We start from the raw sequence: 15810 nt of genomic DNA on the forward strand, positions 1-15810 counted from the left end.
CGCGTAACCACTCTCCTTCGTGTCCTGGTCGACTTCGAAGGGATCTACGCGATGGCCGTCCTCACTTCACGACCCGATGTTCGCTGTCATGCATCCAGCCTCGCCGCGACGCCCTGCCATCGGCCCCCCGGAACGGTCACCGGGTTGAGATACGCGGGCGGGGGTGGAGACCGCGGTCCACCCCCTCCGCCGACGGCCGCTTCTGGAATCGATCACCTGCCGGTCATCGGCGGCTGTCTGTTGAGCAATCTCAACCTGCTGCGCGCGTTCGACGCGCTGCTGCACGAGGGAAGCGTCACCGCAGCGGCGGAGCGCCTGCACCTGTCCATCCCCGCGACCAGCCGCGCCTTGGGACGGCTGCGCCGGGCCATGGGCGATCCGATCCTCGTGCGCGCCGGCCGCGGCATGGTCCCCACGCCGTTCGCACTGCGCACCGCCCCGCGCGTGCGCTCACTGCTGGACGAGGCGGCCGCCCTGATCAGCGCCGACCGCGAGATCGTGCCCGCCGAAATCGCCCGCACCTTCACGATCCGCATCAACGACGGCATCGTCGCGACGCTCGCGACGGCCTTGATCAACGGCGTCGCCGCGGCCGCTCCTCGGATGACGCTGCGCTTCGTCGCGGAGGGCAACGAGAGCGTCGCGGCCCTGCGCGACGGCTCGGTCGACCTCGACATCGGCGCCGGCGAGGTCAACGCTCCCGACATCCACACGTCCGTGCTCTACCACGAGCGGCTCGTCGGCGTGGCGCGCAGCGGACACCCCCTCGCGCGCCACCAGCCCGGGCCCACACTCGCCCAGCTGTGCGAGCATCCGCACATCTCCGCCTCCCGGCGCGGACACGCCCGTGGCCCGCTCGACGAAGCGCTCGAGACGGCAGGTCTTCAGCGTCACGTCGCCGCAGTCGTGCCCACCTTCGCCGACGCCGCGCTCGTAGTCGCCTCAAGCGATTATGTAGGACTCATCCCGCAGCGACTGGCCGACCAGAGCGGCGCGACCATGGCGCTGCAGTGGTTCCCCATCCCCGCGCCGCTGCCGGAACCAGACGTGCGCCTGTGCTGGCACGCCCGCCTCGACGCCGACCCCGCGCAACCTGGCTCCGCGAGACCATCCGCCGCACCCTCAGCACCCTCGACTAGAGACCCGCCGACATCGTCGCGATCACCCTGTTCTCACCGGATTCATGGCAGGGTGCGGCGACGATGTCGTGCCCAGAACTGGACGATCCGCAGCGACGCTCGACGAGTGCTGCGGGTCAGAGCTGGTCGCCCAGGAGAGCGATGGCGCGCGTCTCGGGGACTCCCAGCATCAGCAGGCTCGTGATCGTCGCCGCGCGGGCGCCGAGGGCGCCGGTCCCGTTTGACCGGTCGCTGTCCGCGATGGCGAACACTGCGCCGTAGGCAACCTGGCTCAGGATGCCCGCCGGCAGGTGCTGTGCGAACACGGCGCTGTCCTGGCCCCGTTTCACGAGGTCGGCGAGGAGTTCGTCGACCGGCCCGAGCAGGCCGTGGATCGCCTCGCCGTACTCGCCACGGCGCAGCGCCAACAGCACTCGGTATCGGTGTGTCACCGGCCAGAGGCGGGCGATGAATTCGACCCACGCCGCGTCCGCTTCCGCGCCGGCGGCGTTGACCTCGGTGAGCACGGCTGCCATCTCGGCCACGGCCCGTTCCGTCAGTGTCCGAACCAGGTCGGCGCGCGAGGGGAAATGGCCGTAGACGGTGCGACGGACGACGCCGGCGGCGGCGGCGATCTCGCCCATCCCGGCGTCGGGGTTGTCTCCCAGCACATCGAGGGCGACATCGAGGATGCGATCACGTGTCTCGTTCATCGAGCGCACACGGGTGGACTCGGTGGGCACGACACCATTGTTGCACACCAGTGTGCAGCTAATTAGACTGCACATCAGTGTGCAGTGCACACCTGTGTGCAACGGAGAGTTGCGCCGCGTTTCGAAGCTCAGGAGAAGGCCATGACCGCACCGACGCCGCCGACCTCGACCCTCGTGCGCCCGTTCACCGTCTCGATCCCGGATTCAGAGATCGATGACCTGAAGCGGCGACTGGCCGGAACGCGATGGCCGGATCCGGAGACGGTGGGCGACTGGTCGCAAGGGGTTCGCGTAGAGAACGCCAGATCTCTGGTCGACTACTGGGAGCACGGCTACGACTGGCGGCGCTTCGAGTCCGAGCTCAATCGCTTCCCCCAATTCCTGACCGAGATTGATGGGCTGGACATCCACTTCATCCACGTCAGGTCCAAGAATCCCAACGCGATGCCGCTGATACTCACGCACGGATGGCCGGGCTCGATCCTCGAGTTCCTGAAGCTGATCGGCCCGCTGACCGATCCGGTTTCGTTCGGAGGAGACGCCGCCGATTCATTCGACGTCGTCGTCCCGTCACTGCCCGGGTTCGGGTTCTCCCAGAAGCCCACGGAGACCGGGTGGACCGTATCGCGCATCGCAAGCGCGTGGGTGGAGCTGATGAAGCGTCTCGGCTACACGAGATGGGCCGCGCAAGGCGGCGATTGGGGTGCCGTCGTCACCACCGCCCTCGGGGCCATGCAACCTGAGGGGCTTCTCGGAATTCATCTGAACACCCAGTACGCCTTTCCCACACAGATACCCGACACCTTGTCGCCCGAACAGCACTACGCCGTGGAGACCCTCGCCCTCTACACCGGCGATCTCGGTGGGTCGAACCACCTTCAGGGCACGAAGCCGGAGACTGTCGGATTCGCCCTGGCGGACTCTCCCGCTGGTCAGGCAGCCTGGATCTACGAGAAGTTCCAGTCCAAGACCGACAACCACGGGCTCGCCGAGGACGCCCTCAGCATCGACGACATGCTCGACGCGATATCCCTCTACTGGTTCACCAACAGCGCAGCGTCGTCCGGCCGCATCTACTGGGAGAATAAATCGGCCACTCTCGCCGGCCCGAAGCTGACGCTTCCGGTCGCGGTGACCGTCTTCCCGAGGGACATCCCACGCCTGCCACGAAGCTGGATCGAAGACACCTACAGCAATCTGATCCACTACGGCGAGGCCGACAAGGGCGGGCACTTCGCGGCCTTGGAACAGCCCGAGATCCTGGTCAGCGAAATCCGCACCGGCCTGCGCACCCTTCGTTCCTGACGCCAACGCGCGAGCTCAGGAGCGCACACGTATTACTCGGGCTTCACTGAATCGGCCGAAGGCGCTGCGGGTGCCGCATGCCTTACCAAAGGCATGAGGTCCATCACGTTTCCGGGGGGCCGAGTTTCGTCCAAGTCTTGGAGCGGGATGACCCCGAGGTGGGGATACAGGTAGTCGTTGATGTGGCTGGCGTACCCGCGCAGCGTCGACGGCCGCAGTGAGATCCGGCTGATCAACCAAATGTGCAACCACTGCCCGGTCGTCAGCAACCGTCCACGCGGATCACCTGATCCCGGCGCGGTCAGCTGCTGCAGCGCCTGAGTGGCCGCTGCGCGGGTGGGGAAGCCGCCTCGCCGGATGCGGCGACGGTCGGTGCTCAGCCCGGCGGGGATGTCCAGGGCATAGTACCAGCTTCCATGTCCCCGCCGCAGCATCGGGCACTGCCGTCCGCGCGCGGCACGTACGTCCAGGGTCAGATGGTCGAAGGCCAGACCGGTCAGCAGGGAAGAGACGGGTCCACCTGATCGTCGGTCGCGGCCGGGGACGCGGCCCGGATCTGCGTGGTGCGGAGGGTGGCCGCGCGTGGTCCTCCCCATCGAGTCGCTGCGGGTCAGAGGGCGACGAAGGTGAGACCGCGGCCCTTCAGCGCGGGGATTACCGTCCGCAGCGCCCGTATGGTCTCGGAACGATCGCCGCCGCCGTCGTGGCAGAGCAGGATGTCGCCCGCTTGTGCGCGCAGGAGCCGGTCGGTGATGGTGGTGGTGCCGGGGCGGGCCCAGTCGCGTGGGTCGACCTGCCAGTCGATGCAGATCATGTCGTGTTCGGTGGCGATGTCGAGGATCCGCTGTGACCAGGCGCCGCCCGGGGAGCGGAAGAACTTCGGAGCGACTCCGGAGATCTGTGCGATGCGGTCGTGCGCACCGCCGATCTCCTCACGGATTTTGGCGTCGGCGAGCGCGGGGAGGTTCAGCGGGTGCGTCACGGTGTGGTCGGAGACCTGGTGCCCGCTGTCCACGATCCGCCGGACGAGCTGCGGGTATTCGGTGACCTGGACGCCGATGAGCGAGAACGTCGCTGGGACGCCCAGCTCCGCCAGCAGCTCGAGCATCTTCGGTGTCCACACCGGGTGCGGGCCGTCGTCGATGGTCAGTGCCACCGCGTTGGGCGGCGCCGCCGGTTGGAGATCGTGCAGGCTGTGGATCGGCCGGCGCAGCGCCTGTAGCGGCCGGCCGTGGGCATAGCCGGGATCGGTTCGGGCGGTGTGGGCGACCGTACGTAGGTGGTGCCGGGTCCTCGGCGTACCGGTGCCACGGAGGAATTCCGGTGCCGCGCCGGCCGCGAGGCCGGCACCGGCAGCGCCGATCGTCCACAGCGCCTGACGCCGGTCCAGCTTCCTCATATCGATCCCCACCCGCCGATACGACCGTCGATTTATCAGCTAGGACTCTCGGGTTCATCGAGAAGTTCGGATCCTGGTTCCCGGTCATCGGTCTCTAAAGCGTGCGCGGAGGTGAGGGAGGACCTCGGTGCCGAGTCGTGTGATGTTCTCTCGGGTCCGGTTCGGGGATCCGGTGCCTTCGACCATGAGGATCAGGTGGCGGATGCCGGTGCGTTCGACCGTTGTGGCCATGGTGTCCAGGCAGTCTTCGGCGGTGCCGATCGGGTGGAGGCGGCACAGCAGCTCCGCGTAGGCGTCCGGGTCGCGTGGGGTGTAGGGCCGACCGTCGACCGGCATGTATCCGGCGAGCCCAGGCCGTAGCCAGCGTGGCAGTTCCGCGCGCAGCAGTCCCTGTGCCTCGGCCCGGGTGTCGGCGACGTAGGCCATGACGGCGGCAACGTGCTGCGCACGCGTGTTCGGGGCCGTGGCGGTGTACGCGTCGACCATCCGCCGCCTGCCCTCGTCGTCGATGTGCAGGCCGAGCAGCATCGGCAGGCCGCGTTCGGCGGCGAGCGCGGCGGTGCCGGCCGAGGTGCAGGCGACCACGACCGGGGGGTACGGGCGGGTGCGCGGGCGCGGCACCATCGGCACCTCACGGAAGGTGAAGGTCGGCCCGCTCGCCGACAGCCGGGAACGACTCAGCCCGGCCAGCAGCAGATCGAGGCTCTCGGCGAAACCGCACTCGTATCGAGCGAGGCCCGTGCCGAACACCTCCAGGTCGACCCAGGGGCCGCCCCGCCCGACCCCGAGCCGGAACCGACCGCCGGAGACCTGGTCCAACAGCGCCGCCTGTTCGGCGAGCGCGACCGGGTGGGCGGTGGACAACACGCTCACCGCGGTGCCCACCGCGATCCGCCGCGTACGGCCCAGGACATAGGCGGCCAGCGTGGCCGCCGACGGGCAGATTCCGTACGACATGAAGTGGTGCTCGGCGAACCACACGTCGTCGAACCCGGCCTGCTCGGCGGTGACGGCCGTCTCGACGGTGGCGGACAGCACCTCACCGTCGCTCTGCCCGGGGAACCGCGCCGCCAGCAAGAACACCCCCACCCGCATGCGCCCACTCTGCCTGAGACCGGGACAGTACGGGCATTACTTAGCGGTCGCCGATGTGGTGGCGTGGGGTGTTCAGTGCTCGTCCCAGTGATCCTCGTGGGCGGCGTGCCGGCATCCGTCGTGGACGTAGTCGACGTGGTCGCCATGCGGAACGCTGACGTGGCCGCAGCCCGCGCCGTGCCGGTGCGGGTGGTCGTTGTGCCGCGTGTGGCCGGTGGCCTCGCATTCGTCGACGTGTCCGTCATGCGGCCGGTGCAGGTGCCCATCGTGGGCGTAATCGACGTGGTCGCCGTGCGGCACGGCCACGTGGCCGCATCCCGGCCCGTGAGCATGATCGTGAGCGGCATGCTGGCGGTGCTGTGTCATCGCTGTCATCGGTGAACCCCCCTCGGTCTCCTTCTGCCCGGCGAACGCGCCCGTGAACAGTGGCAACCTGGCAGCGGCATCACCCGTCGTGGAACTGCCGCGTTACGTAGGGGGCGGCGGGTTCGGTGATGCGCCGCTGATCGATCGCGATCGGCTGGGCAGGGCGATGCCGTTGATGTGCGCCCAGGCCGGTGACCACGTACCGGTCACCTGCACCCAGGTGCCGGCGCGCGGCGCGGGTACTTTCTTGATCACGATGCGCATCGGCACGGCATCGGCCGCACAGCAGGTCATGCGCAGGCGGATCAACTGCCATCGGTTGGGGCCTGCCGGGCGGGCGAAGCCGGTCAAGGTGGCCTGGCGTCCGGTCAAGGCGTCGTGCCCGGCCTTGGCCTGGAACGCGCGAGCGGTGAATTCGGTCAACGAGCTCCGGCGGGACCATTGGCCGGCAGTGCGGCCAGGTTGTGTCCGGCCGGTGGTGGGGCCTACGACTCCGGCGGCGATCAGCGGGATCCGGAAACCGGGACCGACATAGTTGAGGTAATCGCGGCACCGACGTCAAGGTCGGTGCGGGACTGGCGGCAGCCGGTGCGGCCGCGGTGATGGCCCGAAGCGGCCTCGCGACCCGGGGGCACCACCAGCATGCGGGCGTCATGGTCAGCGGCGCGCTCGCCCTCGGCGTCGTGCTCATCTCCGCCCGGCCCGGCTCCAGCAAGGACCTCACCGCCGCCCTCGTCGGCTCCCCCCTCACCGCCGGGACCGGCGACATCGCCGCAGCGGCCGGGGCCGCCGGCCTGGCCATTTCCCTGCACTACCGCATCGCGACCGCCGCCGGCACCGCCGTCATCTGCGGCACCCCGTTCGCCCTGGCAGCCACCATCAGCACCCTCACCACTCGCAGCACGCCGGCCCGGCAACGGGGCTGTGACGTCACCGCTACCTGACCGTCCCGCCCAACCGATCTACCGTCCCAGGCGACCCATCGATCCGATAGGAGAACCAATGTCGCTGACCGTTTCCCCGCAACTCCTCCAGGACGCCCAGCGCGGCGACGTCGACGACGCCGCGTTCGTCGACTGCATCCGCACCTCCCTGCCCTACGGCTGGCAGGTCGTCACCGGCCTCGTCGAAGAACTGCGGGACAGTGACGGGGAGTTCGCCGACAACAAGACCCCGCCGCCGGACGAGACCGCCCGCGGCCAACTCCTGCGCATGATGGCCAGCGACGCCATGCGCGCCGCTCTGGAGAACCACTTCGGCGTACGACTGGCGTTCCAGAACTGCCACCGCGTCGCCGTCTTCCGCCCCGGCGCCGACCGCGCCTACCGGCAGTTCATCACCGCCCGCGCCCAGATCCTCAACCAAGAACCCGAACTGGTCGACTGCTGAGGCCCAAGGTGTGTGGGTCGGCCCGCCGTTCCGCGGACGGCCCACACCCTCCCAGGTCAACGCACGACGTAGCCGCCGTTCGAACTGCTGTGCCGCATCCACCCGGTCGGCACCGCCGAAGACTGCGTGCAGACCATGGCCACGACGGTGGAGCGCACCGGCATCCGCCACCTGATCCTCATGGTGCGTGCGTGCCGGTGCTCGGCGCATCAGCGACGAGCCAGAGGAAGGTGTCGGAGAGGCGCGGTGTAGTCTCCGGTGTACTACATGCTGTAGTTGTTGGTGAGGTCATGCGTCCGCCCGGGTGGTTCCGCTTGATACGCGCCGCGGTGTTCGCCGTGGTGTGCGTCGTGCTGTCCCTGGCCGGACATGACCTGATGGCTTCTCATCCGGCACCGGTGTGGGCGGGCTGGGCCGCTCTGGCGGGGGTGACCGCGGTCGGGTACTGCCTGGCCGACCGGCGGCGGTCGGCGTGGTGGATCACGCTGGCGGTCGAGGTCGCCCAGGTATGCCTGCACGAATGGTTCGCCTGGACCACCCCGGCCGGTTCCGGGCCGGCGGCTCAGCACATGGCCATGACGATGCATGACGGCATGCACCCCGTCGTGAGTCCCGGTATGGCCATGCCCATGGGCCATGGCTCCGGGGCGTCCGGATTGGGCATGCTCGGGATGCATGCTCTGGCCGGAGCGTTGGCCGCGCTGTGGCTGCATGTGGGGGAGCGGGCCGCCTGGCGTGTGCTGGAGGTGCTCGGCGAGGCGGTGCTCGGGCGCGCTCTGCGCGTCTTCGTTCTGTTGGCGTACGCGAGGTCGGCGGCGACGCGGCGTCCGGCCGACACCCGGCATTGGCCGGTTGAGGACGATGCCCTGCCGCCCGTGACCGTGTTGCGGCATGTCGTGGTGCGGCGCGGCCCTCCTCGGCACACCGGCGCTGTTTGCGGCGCCTGCATGTGATTGACGGCCCCTCCGGCGCGCCGTAAGACGTTCGTAGGTCCTTGGTGCGCCTTCACCCGGTTTCGTATAGCTACACGGCCGGGCGTTCGCGATTCCCCCGGGATGAGGTGTGGGCCGCAGTCGCCGTCCCCTTTCATTCGCACGCCCTTTCCCGAGGAGCATCATGTCTTTTCCGCATGCCGCCAAGCGCCTGCTGACAGGCGCCGGTATCGTCACCGCCACCGTGATGGCGCTGGCCCTGCCGGCTGCGGCGCATGTCACCATCGACACCGCCAAGCTGTACTTCAAGGCCCTGCAGACCTACACCGACCACAGCGGCAAGACCAGCGTGGTGCGCTGGATCGACATGCCCAGCGGTGGCGCCGAGCCGGAGCACCCCGCGCCATCGCTCACCCTGGCCAAGGCAAGCGCACCGCAGGCGGCACCAGTGGTGAAGAAGAGCAGGAACGGCACGGGAACTCTGTTGGGCGTGGCCGGCCTGGTGGCCGGGCTGCTCGCTCTGGGCATCGCGATCGCCGCGTTGCGCCGATCCGGCAGGTCCGTCGGCGCATGAGGACCGTTCACCTCCGCCCGGCCGCCAGGACCGCCGGGCGGCGTTCCCGCATGCTCGTGCTCGTGTCTCTGCTGCCGTTCCTGCTCGCCGCCTGTGGCGGCGGCGGGGATGGTCGGCCGCCGGTGAAGATCTCGGCACCCGCCTCCGATCTGCACGGCACCCGGATCGGTACGCCGCTGCGCGAACCGGATCTGACCCTGACCGGAACATCGGGACGGCCCGTCAACCTGATCAAGGCCACGCAGGGCAGGCTGGCCCTGGTCTACTTCGGCTACACCCACTGTCCGGATGTGTGCCCGACGACGATGGCCGACCTGGCCGGGGCGCTGCGGCTGCTCACGCCGGCGCAGCGGAACCGGATCGCGGTCGTGTTCATCACCAGCGACCCGTGGCGCGATACCACGAAGGTCATCAAGGCGTGGCTCGCCTCGTTCGACCCCTCGTTCATTGGCCTGACCGGCGACTACACCAAGATCCAGGCGGCGGCCAAGTCGCTCGGCATCGCGCTGGAACGCCCCTCCTCGACGTCGGGGGACTACGAGGTGACCCACGGCGCGCAGGTGCTGCCCTTCGGTGGCGACCACCAGGCGCACGTGATCTACACCGCCGGGGTCTCCGCGAAGGAGTTCGCGGCCGACCTGCCGAAGCTGCTCGCGGAGGACGGCGGATGAGCGGAGGACGGCGGATGAGCCAGGCCCTCCGGGCGCCGCGCAGGGTGGCGTGGCTCGGCGTGGTGGTGGGCGCCGCAATGGTGATCGAAGTGGTTGCGGCGACGCCCGCGTCGGCGCACGCCACCTTGGCCTGGTCATCGCCCGCCGACGGCGCCGTCCTGCCCGCCCTCCCCCCGGCGCTGACCTTGCGGTTCGATGAGCCGGTACGCCCCGTCGCCGCCGACATTCAGGTGGTCGACCCGGCCGGCCACGGCGTGACCGGTGTGATCGCCGCGGACGGAGCCCAGGTGAGGATCAGGCTGCGTCCGGACGGCGCGCAAGGGACCTACGCGCTTACCTGGCGGGTCATTTCGGCGGACTCACATCCGGTCGGCGGCGCGATCACGTTCTCCGTCGGGCATCCCAGCACACCGGCGTCCGTGCGGCCCGCACGGACGGACACCGTTGTCGCTGTGCTGTTCACCGGCGCGCGTTTCGTGGGGTTCGCGGGTTTCGCAGTGCTGTTCGGGGCGCTTGCGTTCTGCTGCTACGGAATGCGCGGCGCGGTGGCGATTCGAGGTGTCCGGCAGCTGATCACCTTCGGCTGGGCCGCGCTCGCGGCCGGAACACTCGGGGCGCTGGTGCTGGAAGGCCCGTACGCGGCCGGCACCGGAGCGGAGGCGATGGCGCGGCCGGACCTGATCCATCAGACGCTCGCGACCACCTACGGCACGGCGGTGACGGCGCGGCTGCTGATGCTGGGGCTCCTGCCGTTCCTCATCGCCGGCTGCCGGACCCGGCTGGAGGGCGACTCCCGGACCGGGCGTGTGGTCTTCGGCGCGGCGGTGGCGATGGCGGCCGTGGCGATCGCGGTGACCTGGCCGTTCGGCGGCCACGCCGCGGCCGGTGCCCAGCCGCTGACGGCGGTCGCGGCGGACACCGCGCACCTGTGCGCGATGGCGCTGTGGGTCGGCGGGCTCGCCGCCGTGACGGTCACCACCCGGGCCCGGCGGACCGATCCGCGGGTCGGAACCGGCGTGCGGCGATTCTCCACCGTGGCCGCCGGGAGTGTGGCGCTTCTGGCCGGCACGGGCCTGTACCAGGGCTGGCTCCGCGTGCAAACGCCCCAGGCGCTGCTGCAGACCGCGTACGGCGTCACGCTGGTGCTGAAGACGGCGCTGGTGTGCGCGGTGCTGTCGGTCGCGTTCTTCTCCCGCCGTACGCTGCGGACCCGCCTGGGCGGCCCGGTACCGGACCGGCTGGTGCGGCTGGTCACGATCGAGACGGCCGGGGTGGTGGCGGTCTTGGTCGTGACCGCGGTGCTGGTCGCAATGGAACCGGCCGGTAAGGCGCTGGCCGCCAAGCCGGTCACGCTCATCACCCGATACGACACCGGCGGCGCCGGCGGAACGGGGACGCTCTCCCTCCGCCTGCCCAGCCGGGTCCGAGGGCTCACCACCGCCACCGTCGTGGTCCGCGACGCCGCCGGACACCCCCGCGGCGTGGCCGCCCTCGGCGTGGCCTGGTCGCTGCCCCGGCGGGACATCGGCCCGATCACCGCAAAGGTCACCCCGGCCGGGGTGGGCCGGTACGTGGCCGTGACAGCCCCGCTCACCGTCCCCGGCCGGTGGACCGTCGCGGTCACCGTCCGCACCGGCGACATCGACGAGACCACCGTGACCTTGACCCAGGCGATCCGATGAACAGACGAACGAACCAGATGAGTGACGGCGCTCCCCCGGAGGTGGGACGCCGCCGCTTCAGCCGCCACGAGTCCAGCGCGCCCTTCGCCGTCCCGGGCGGCTGCCGCCCCGGTCGCCACCTGGGCCAGGACCTGGCTGGGGGCCTGTGATGGACATGTCCATGCACGGGGCGTTGGCCCCGCTCACCTGGACGCGAGCGGTCACCACCTGGCGGTTCGCGCCGGTCACCACCGCACTGCTCATCGCGGCGCTGCTGCTGTATCTGGCCGGCGTCCTCGCCGTCCGGAGGTGGCCCGTGGCCCGTACGGCCTCCTTCACGGCCGGACTGGGGATCGTGGCCGCCGCCGTCATGGGCAGCCCCGGCGTGTACGGCGACGGCGGCCTGTTCTGGGTGCACATGATCCAGCACCTCATGCTGATCATGATCGCGCCCTGGCTGCTGTGCTACGGCCACCCCGTCACGCTGCTGCTGCGCGCCACCGACGGCATCGCGCATGACCGCGTACAGGCGATCCTGCGGTCGCCGGCGGCCGCCATGGTGTGCTCGCCGATCACCGGCCTGGCCCTGTACATGGCGGTGCTGTTCGGTGTGCACCTGTCCTCATTCATGGACGCGATGATGGGCTCACCGGCGCTGATGGTCCTGGAGCACGTGCTGTACCTCGGCGCGGGATACCTGTACTTCTCCGCGATCCTCACGGTCGACTCCCCTGCCCGGCCACCGGGCTACCCGATCCGGCTGTTCGGCCTGTTCATGGGGATGTCGGCCGACACCATCGTGGGGATCGTGCTGCTGCAGGCGACCCGGCCGCCGTTCCCCACCTACGCCAGGATGCATCCCCCGTGGGGGCCCGGCCCGCTCGCCGACATCCACGACGGCGGCGCGGTGATGTGGATCGGCGGCGACGGCCTGATGTTCCTGATGATGCTCCTCGTCGCCGCGGCCTGGGTGCTGGACCGCTCGCCGCAGGCCGCCCGCGCCGGTGGGTTCCTCGAAGCGGCCCGCCAGGCCGCGCTGGCGGGGACCGGGCACGCGTCGGCCGGCGACCGGGCCGCGCGCGAGCACCTGCGGGCCAGCGCCGACGTCGACGCCGACGAGGCCGCGCTGGACGCCTACAACGCGCTGCTCGCCCGGATGAACCAGCGCGAGGAACGCTGACCGTGGCCGGACAAGGGAGAAGCTCTTGATCGGGTGGGCGTTCGCCGTACTGGCCTTCGGCATCGCCGGTCACCATGCCCACCGGCTGGCGGTCACCCGGCGCGATCCGCGCGAGCGCGTCGCGCACGTGGTGATGGGTCTCGGCATGGCGGCGATGCTCGCCCCGTCGGCTCCCGCCATTCCCCGGCCCGTCGCCGGGATCTATCTCGCCGCCGCGATCGCCTGCCTGGCACGCGGCGGGCGGCGCGACCCGCACGCGGTGACGGGCTGCCTGGCGATGGCCTTCATGGTCACCTTCTCCGCCATGCCGCACATGGCCGGCATGGCGATGAGTCCTGGCGGCACGCGTGCCTGGCTCGACCTGGGGCTCGCCGTCTACTTCATCGGCGAGGCGGCCTGGACCATCCGGTCGCTGCCGGCCGAGCGCGATGACCGGACGGACACCGCCTGCCACGTGGCCGCCGGCGTCGCCATGGCCTACATGCTCCTCGCCATGAACTCGTGAAACCTGAAACAGACATGCAAGGACGTGAACTGATGTCCCCTTCCTCGCCGAAGCCGCCGGTGACGGCGCTGCCGTCTCCGCTGGTCCTGTGCTTCGCCGCGTTCCTGGCCGCGCTGTTCGCGGTCTCGTTCGCCGTCGGACGGCTGGCCGGGCCGGTCGCACCCGGCATCCACCGCACCGCGCCCGGCACCGCACCGGCCGACGAACGCGACATGGGCGGCATGACCATGCCAGGAGAACACCGGTGAGCGCCCAGACCACCGACCTGGTCATCGAGGGGATGACCTGCGGTGCGTGCGTGTCCCGCGTGGAGAAGCGGCTGGGCCGGATCGACGGGGTGAGCGCGGCGGTGAACCTGGCGACCGGCCAGGCCCGCGTCACCCACCCGGCCTCGGTCGGCGCCGAGGACCTGATCGGTGCGGTGGAGCGGGCCGGGTACCGCGGACGCCTGGTACGCCGAGCCCCGGAACAGGCTCCTGAGGAGGATCGGGCCGGTCGGCGCGCCCGCGACCGCGTCATCGTGCTGACCGTCCTCACGGTCCCCGTCCTCGTCCTGTCGATGATCCCGGCGCTGCAGTTCCGCGACTGGCAGTGGCTGTGCCTGGCACTGGCCGCCCCCACGGCCGCCTGGGGAGCCTGGCCGTTCCACCGGCGCGCGGTGGCCGGTCTGCGGCACGCCACGGCGACGATGGACACTTTGGTCAGCATCGGCGTGCTCGCCTCGTTCGCCTGGTCGGTGTACGCGCTGTTCCTCGGCGGCGCGGGCACGCCGGAGATGCGGATGCCCTTCGCCTGGACCGCCACCCCGGAAGGCGCGAGCTCACACCTGTACTTCGAAGCCGCCACCGGCGTCACGCTGTTCGTTTCGATCGGCCGGTACCTCGAAGCCCGCGCCCGGCGGCGTACCGGTTCCGCGCTGGCGGCGCTCGACGCGCTCGTCCCCACGGAGGCGTACCTGCCGGACGGCAGCCGCGTCCCGGTCGGGGAACTGCGGCCCGGTCAGCGGTTCCTCGTCCGGCCCGGAGACACCGTCGCCACGGACGGCGTCATCGTCGAGGGGGCCTCGGCCCTGGACACCCGCCTGTTGACCGGCGAGGCGGTCCCGGCCGAGTGCGGTCCCGGAGACCCGGTGACCGGCGGGACCGTCAACGTCGGCGGCGCGCTCGTGGTCCGTGCCACCGCCGTCGGCGCCGACACCCGGCTCGCGAAGATCACCGCACTGGTCGGGGACGCGCAGCTCGGCAAGGCACGGGCACAGCGCCGCGCCGACCAGATCGCCGGCGTCTTCGTACCGATGGTGCTGGCGGTCGCGGTCACCACACTCGGGTTCTGGCTGGGGGCCGGTGCCGACCCCGGCGCGGCGATCAGTACGAGCATCGCCGTGCTCGTGGTCGCCTGCCCCTGCGCCCTGGGGCTCGCCACCCCGCTGGCGCTGCTGGCCGCCACCGGAGCGGGCGCCCGCCACGGCGTTTTGATCAGCGGACCGGACGCCCTGGAACGACTCGGCCGGATCGACACGGTCGTGCTCGACAAGACCGGCACGCTCACGACCGGCCGCATGACGCTGCTGGCGACCACCACCGCGCGCGGCATGGACGCCGACGAAGCGCTGCGCCTCGCGGGCGCTCTGGAGGATCTGTCCGAGCATCCGATCGGCCGCGCCATCGCACAGGCGGCACGCTCAAGCGGACCACTGCCCGCGGCGGACGGTTTCAGCGCCACCGCAGGCCATGGAGTACGCGGAGTGGTCGATGGCCGGTCGATCAGCGTCGCCCGCTGGGACGGCGAGCCGCTGCCCGCGCCCCTGCGAGCCGCGATCGACCGCGCCGATCACGACGGCCACACCAGCGTCCTCCTCCGGGCCGGGGACCGGCCGGTCGCCGTGTTCACGGTCGGGGACGGCCTGCGCGACGGCGCTCGGGAGGCCATCGCCCGGCTGCATCGGATGGGACTGCGTACGGTGCTGGCCACCGGGGACCGCCCCGCCCCCGCGCGCGCCGTCGCCGACCGGCTGGGCATCGACGACCGGCACGCCGAACTCGACCCGGCCGGCAAGGCCGACCTCGTCACCGACCTGCGCGCGCAAGGCTGTGCCGTCGCCGCGGTCGGCGACGGCGTCAACGACACCGTCGCGCTCGCCGGCGCGGATCTCGGCATCGCGGTCGCCGACGGCACCGACGCCGCCATCGGCGCCGCCGACGTGACGCTCATGCGCTCCGACGTCAGTGCGATCGCCGACGCCATCGCCATCGCCCGCCGCGCGAGCATGACGATCAAGGTCAACCTGGCGTGGGCGTTCGCCTACAACCTCATCACCATCCCCCCGGCGGCACTCGGGCGGCTGAACCCGATGCTCGCCGCGGCCGCCATGTCGCTCAGCTCCCTGCTGGTCGCCGGCAACAGCCTGCGTCTGCTGCGCGGGAGGAGGACATGAGCACCGTACGGGCGACAGTCCTGGCGAGCGCGGCGACGCTGGCGCTGCTGGCGGCCTGGACCCTGACCGGCCTGGCCGGGCGCCCCGCGCGGGTACGAGTCTCCGGAGCATGGGTGATGGCGCCCACCGCCGCACGAACCGGGGCCTACTTCACCATCACCAACACCGGCGACCAGGCCGACGAACTGCTGGGCGTCAGCACGCCGGACGCCTCATCGGCGATGCTCGCCCGTCACTCGTACGCGGCAGGGGTCGGGCGGATGACCATGCTCGACGGCCTGGTCCTCCCCGCCCATACGGATGTGCGCATGACGCCCTACACCACCAACGTCATGATCCAGCCGAGTGGACTCCTGCCCGTCGGCCGCAGAGTGCGGTTCACGTTGGTCTTCCGGTACGGCGGCGCGGTGCGCGTCACCGCCGTCGTCGTCCCTCCCGGCGGTGGACCCGCCGCACCCTGATGCCCGA

20 protein-coding genes are annotated in these 15810 nt (G+C 70.8%); 14 read left to right on the plus strand and 6 right to left on the minus strand.

From position 1 onward, the window contains the following. Positions 1-240 precede the first annotated feature (240 nt). Positions 241-1323, plus strand: coding sequence for a LysR family transcriptional regulator (locus tag AB0K82_RS13515; protein ID WP_364396193.1), 1083 nt, complete (start codon positions 241-243; stop codon positions 1321-1323). Here the strand turns inward: AB0K82_RS13515 and AB0K82_RS13520 are convergent. Further along, on the minus strand, positions 1256-1861 hold the full coding sequence (locus tag AB0K82_RS13520; RefSeq protein ID WP_364396195.1) for a TetR/AcrR family transcriptional regulator: 606 nt from the start codon (positions 1859-1861) through the stop codon (positions 1256-1258). The genes AB0K82_RS13515 and AB0K82_RS13520 overlap by 68 nt on opposite strands. Before the next feature lie 111 nt (positions 1862-1972). On the opposite strand from AB0K82_RS13520, the gene AB0K82_RS13525 reads away from it, so the two are divergent. Continuing rightward, on the plus strand, positions 1973-3136 hold the full coding sequence (locus AB0K82_RS13525; RefSeq protein ID WP_364396197.1) for an epoxide hydrolase family protein: 1164 nt from the start codon (positions 1973-1975) through the stop codon (positions 3134-3136). A 610-nt stretch (positions 3137-3746) separates the two neighbouring features. Here the strand turns inward: AB0K82_RS13525 and AB0K82_RS13530 are convergent. The 4 genes from AB0K82_RS13530 to AB0K82_RS13545 form a co-directional block, all read right to left on the minus strand. Further along, entirely contained in the window at positions 3747-4535 is a 789-nt protein-coding gene (locus tag AB0K82_RS13530) for a polysaccharide deacetylase family protein (RefSeq protein ID WP_364396199.1), read from the minus strand. Between the two features lie 84 nt (positions 4536-4619). Next, positions 4620-5630: an LLM class flavin-dependent oxidoreductase gene (locus tag AB0K82_RS13535; protein ID WP_364396201.1), complete on the minus strand. Its 1011-nt coding sequence runs from the start codon at positions 5628-5630 to the stop codon at positions 4620-4622. Between the two features lie 72 nt (positions 5631-5702). Continuing rightward, positions 5703-5936 carry a threonine dehydratase gene (locus AB0K82_RS13540; protein ID WP_364396203.1) on the minus strand — a complete coding sequence of 78 codons (234 nt, stop codon included), beginning with the start codon at positions 5934-5936 and terminating at the stop codon, positions 5703-5705. A 162-nt stretch (positions 5937-6098) separates the two neighbouring features. Continuing rightward, the gene (locus tag AB0K82_RS13545) at positions 6099-6419 is read right to left on the minus strand and encodes a hypothetical protein (RefSeq protein ID WP_364396205.1); all 321 of its coding nucleotides are present in this window, start codon (positions 6417-6419) and stop codon (positions 6099-6101) included. A gap of 179 nt (positions 6420-6598) precedes the next feature. Here AB0K82_RS13545 and AB0K82_RS13550 point away from each other — a divergent pair, with 179 nt between their 5' ends. Continuing rightward, complete coding sequence (locus AB0K82_RS13550) at positions 6599-6940, plus strand: hypothetical protein (protein ID WP_364396206.1); 342 nt, start codon at positions 6599-6601, stop codon at positions 6938-6940. Between the two features lie 58 nt (positions 6941-6998). Continuing rightward, complete coding sequence (locus AB0K82_RS13555) at positions 6999-7385, plus strand: SCO5389 family protein (RefSeq protein WP_364396207.1); 387 nt, start codon at positions 6999-7001, stop codon at positions 7383-7385. 56 nt (positions 7386-7441) lie between these two features. Here the strand turns inward: AB0K82_RS13555 and AB0K82_RS13560 are convergent, their stop codons facing one another. Beyond that, entirely contained in the window at positions 7442-7567 is a 126-nt protein-coding gene (locus AB0K82_RS13560) for a hypothetical protein (protein WP_364396209.1), read from the minus strand. Positions 7568-7675: 108 nt separating this feature from the next. On the opposite strand from AB0K82_RS13560, the gene AB0K82_RS13565 reads away from it, so the two are divergent. From AB0K82_RS13565 to AB0K82_RS13610, 10 genes are all read left to right on the plus strand, one after another. After that, positions 7676-8338 carry a hypothetical protein gene (locus tag AB0K82_RS13565; protein WP_364396210.1) on the plus strand — a complete coding sequence of 221 codons (663 nt, stop codon included), beginning with the start codon at positions 7676-7678 and terminating at the stop codon, positions 8336-8338. 163 nt (positions 8339-8501) lie between these two features. After that, on the plus strand, positions 8502-8891 hold the full coding sequence (locus tag AB0K82_RS13570) for a DUF1775 domain-containing protein (protein WP_364396212.1): 390 nt from the start codon (positions 8502-8504) through the stop codon (positions 8889-8891). Continuing rightward, a complete protein-coding gene (locus AB0K82_RS13575; protein WP_364396214.1) occupies positions 8888-9562 on the plus strand; it encodes an SCO family protein in 675 nt (224 codons plus the stop codon). Before AB0K82_RS13570 ends, AB0K82_RS13575 begins: the two co-directional genes overlap by 4 nt. Continuing rightward, entirely contained in the window at positions 9559-11244 is a 1686-nt protein-coding gene (locus tag AB0K82_RS13580; protein WP_364396216.1) for a copper resistance protein CopC, read from the plus strand. Before AB0K82_RS13575 ends, AB0K82_RS13580 begins: the two co-directional genes overlap by 4 nt. Continuing rightward, a complete protein-coding gene (locus tag AB0K82_RS13585) occupies positions 11241-11393 on the plus strand; it encodes a hypothetical protein (protein WP_364396220.1) in 153 nt (50 codons plus the stop codon). Before AB0K82_RS13580 ends, AB0K82_RS13585 begins: the two co-directional genes overlap by 4 nt. A gap of 11 nt (positions 11394-11404) precedes the next feature. Then, positions 11405-12403, plus strand: a complete 999-nt coding sequence (locus AB0K82_RS13590; protein WP_364396222.1) for a cytochrome c oxidase assembly protein — start codon at positions 11405-11407, stop codon at positions 12401-12403. A 25-nt stretch (positions 12404-12428) separates the two neighbouring features. Beyond that, on the plus strand, positions 12429-12908 hold the full coding sequence (locus AB0K82_RS13595) for a DUF5134 domain-containing protein (RefSeq protein WP_364396224.1): 480 nt from the start codon (positions 12429-12431) through the stop codon (positions 12906-12908). 32 nt (positions 12909-12940) lie between these two features. After that, complete coding sequence (locus tag AB0K82_RS13600; RefSeq protein ID WP_364396226.1) at positions 12941-13156, plus strand: hypothetical protein; 216 nt, start codon at positions 12941-12943, stop codon at positions 13154-13156. After that, the gene (locus AB0K82_RS13605; protein WP_364396228.1) at positions 13153-15342 is read left to right on the plus strand and encodes a cation-translocating P-type ATPase; all 2190 of its coding nucleotides are present in this window, start codon (positions 13153-13155) and stop codon (positions 15340-15342) included. The genes AB0K82_RS13600 and AB0K82_RS13605 overlap by 4 nt, the downstream gene beginning before the upstream one ends. Next, positions 15339-15803, plus strand: a complete 465-nt coding sequence (locus tag AB0K82_RS13610) for a copper chaperone PCu(A)C (RefSeq protein ID WP_364396230.1) — start codon at positions 15339-15341, stop codon at positions 15801-15803. The genes AB0K82_RS13605 and AB0K82_RS13610 overlap by 4 nt, the downstream gene beginning before the upstream one ends. Positions 15804-15810 lie beyond the last annotated feature (7 nt).

Source organism: Actinoallomurus sp. NPDC052274 (assembly GCF_040679475.1).
Taxonomy (GTDB): Bacteria; Actinomycetota; Actinomycetes; order Streptosporangiales; family Streptosporangiaceae; genus Actinoallomurus; species Actinoallomurus liliacearum.

Bases quoted from the DNA above. Each gene is read 5' to 3' on its own strand.
- AB0K82_RS13565 (WP_364396210.1), top strand. From the start codon at position 7,676: ATGCGTCCGCCCGGGTGGTTCCGCTTGATACGCGCCGCGGTGTTCGCC.
- AB0K82_RS13585 (WP_364396220.1), top strand. From the start codon at position 11,241: ATGAACAGACGAACGAACCAGATGAGTGACGGCGCTCCCCCGGAGGTG.
- AB0K82_RS13535 (WP_364396201.1), bottom strand. From the start codon at position 5,630: ATGCGGGTGGGGGTGTTCTTGCTGGCGGCGCGGTTCCCCGGGCAGAGC.
- AB0K82_RS13610 (WP_364396230.1), top strand. From the start codon at position 15,339: ATGAGCACCGTACGGGCGACAGTCCTGGCGAGCGCGGCGACGCTGGCG.
- AB0K82_RS13550 (WP_364396206.1), top strand. From the start codon at position 6,599: ATGGCCCGAAGCGGCCTCGCGACCCGGGGGCACCACCAGCATGCGGGC.
- AB0K82_RS13525 (WP_364396197.1), top strand. From the start codon at position 1,973: ATGACCGCACCGACGCCGCCGACCTCGACCCTCGTGCGCCCGTTCACC.
- AB0K82_RS13580 (WP_364396216.1), top strand. From the start codon at position 9,559: ATGAGCGGAGGACGGCGGATGAGCCAGGCCCTCCGGGCGCCGCGCAGG.
- AB0K82_RS13555 (WP_364396207.1), top strand. From the start codon at position 6,999: ATGTCGCTGACCGTTTCCCCGCAACTCCTCCAGGACGCCCAGCGCGGC.
- AB0K82_RS13560 (WP_364396209.1), bottom strand. From the start codon at position 7,567: ATGAGGATCAGGTGGCGGATGCCGGTGCGCTCCACCGTCGTGGCCATG.
- AB0K82_RS13590 (WP_364396222.1), top strand. From the start codon at position 11,405: ATGCACGGGGCGTTGGCCCCGCTCACCTGGACGCGAGCGGTCACCACC.
- AB0K82_RS13530 (WP_364396199.1), bottom strand. From the start codon at position 4,535: ATGAGGAAGCTGGACCGGCGTCAGGCGCTGTGGACGATCGGCGCTGCC.
- AB0K82_RS13600 (WP_364396226.1), top strand. From the start codon at position 12,941: ATGTCCCCTTCCTCGCCGAAGCCGCCGGTGACGGCGCTGCCGTCTCCG.
- AB0K82_RS13575 (WP_364396214.1), top strand. From the start codon at position 8,888: ATGAGGACCGTTCACCTCCGCCCGGCCGCCAGGACCGCCGGGCGGCGT.
- AB0K82_RS13570 (WP_364396212.1), top strand. From the start codon at position 8,502: ATGTCTTTTCCGCATGCCGCCAAGCGCCTGCTGACAGGCGCCGGTATC.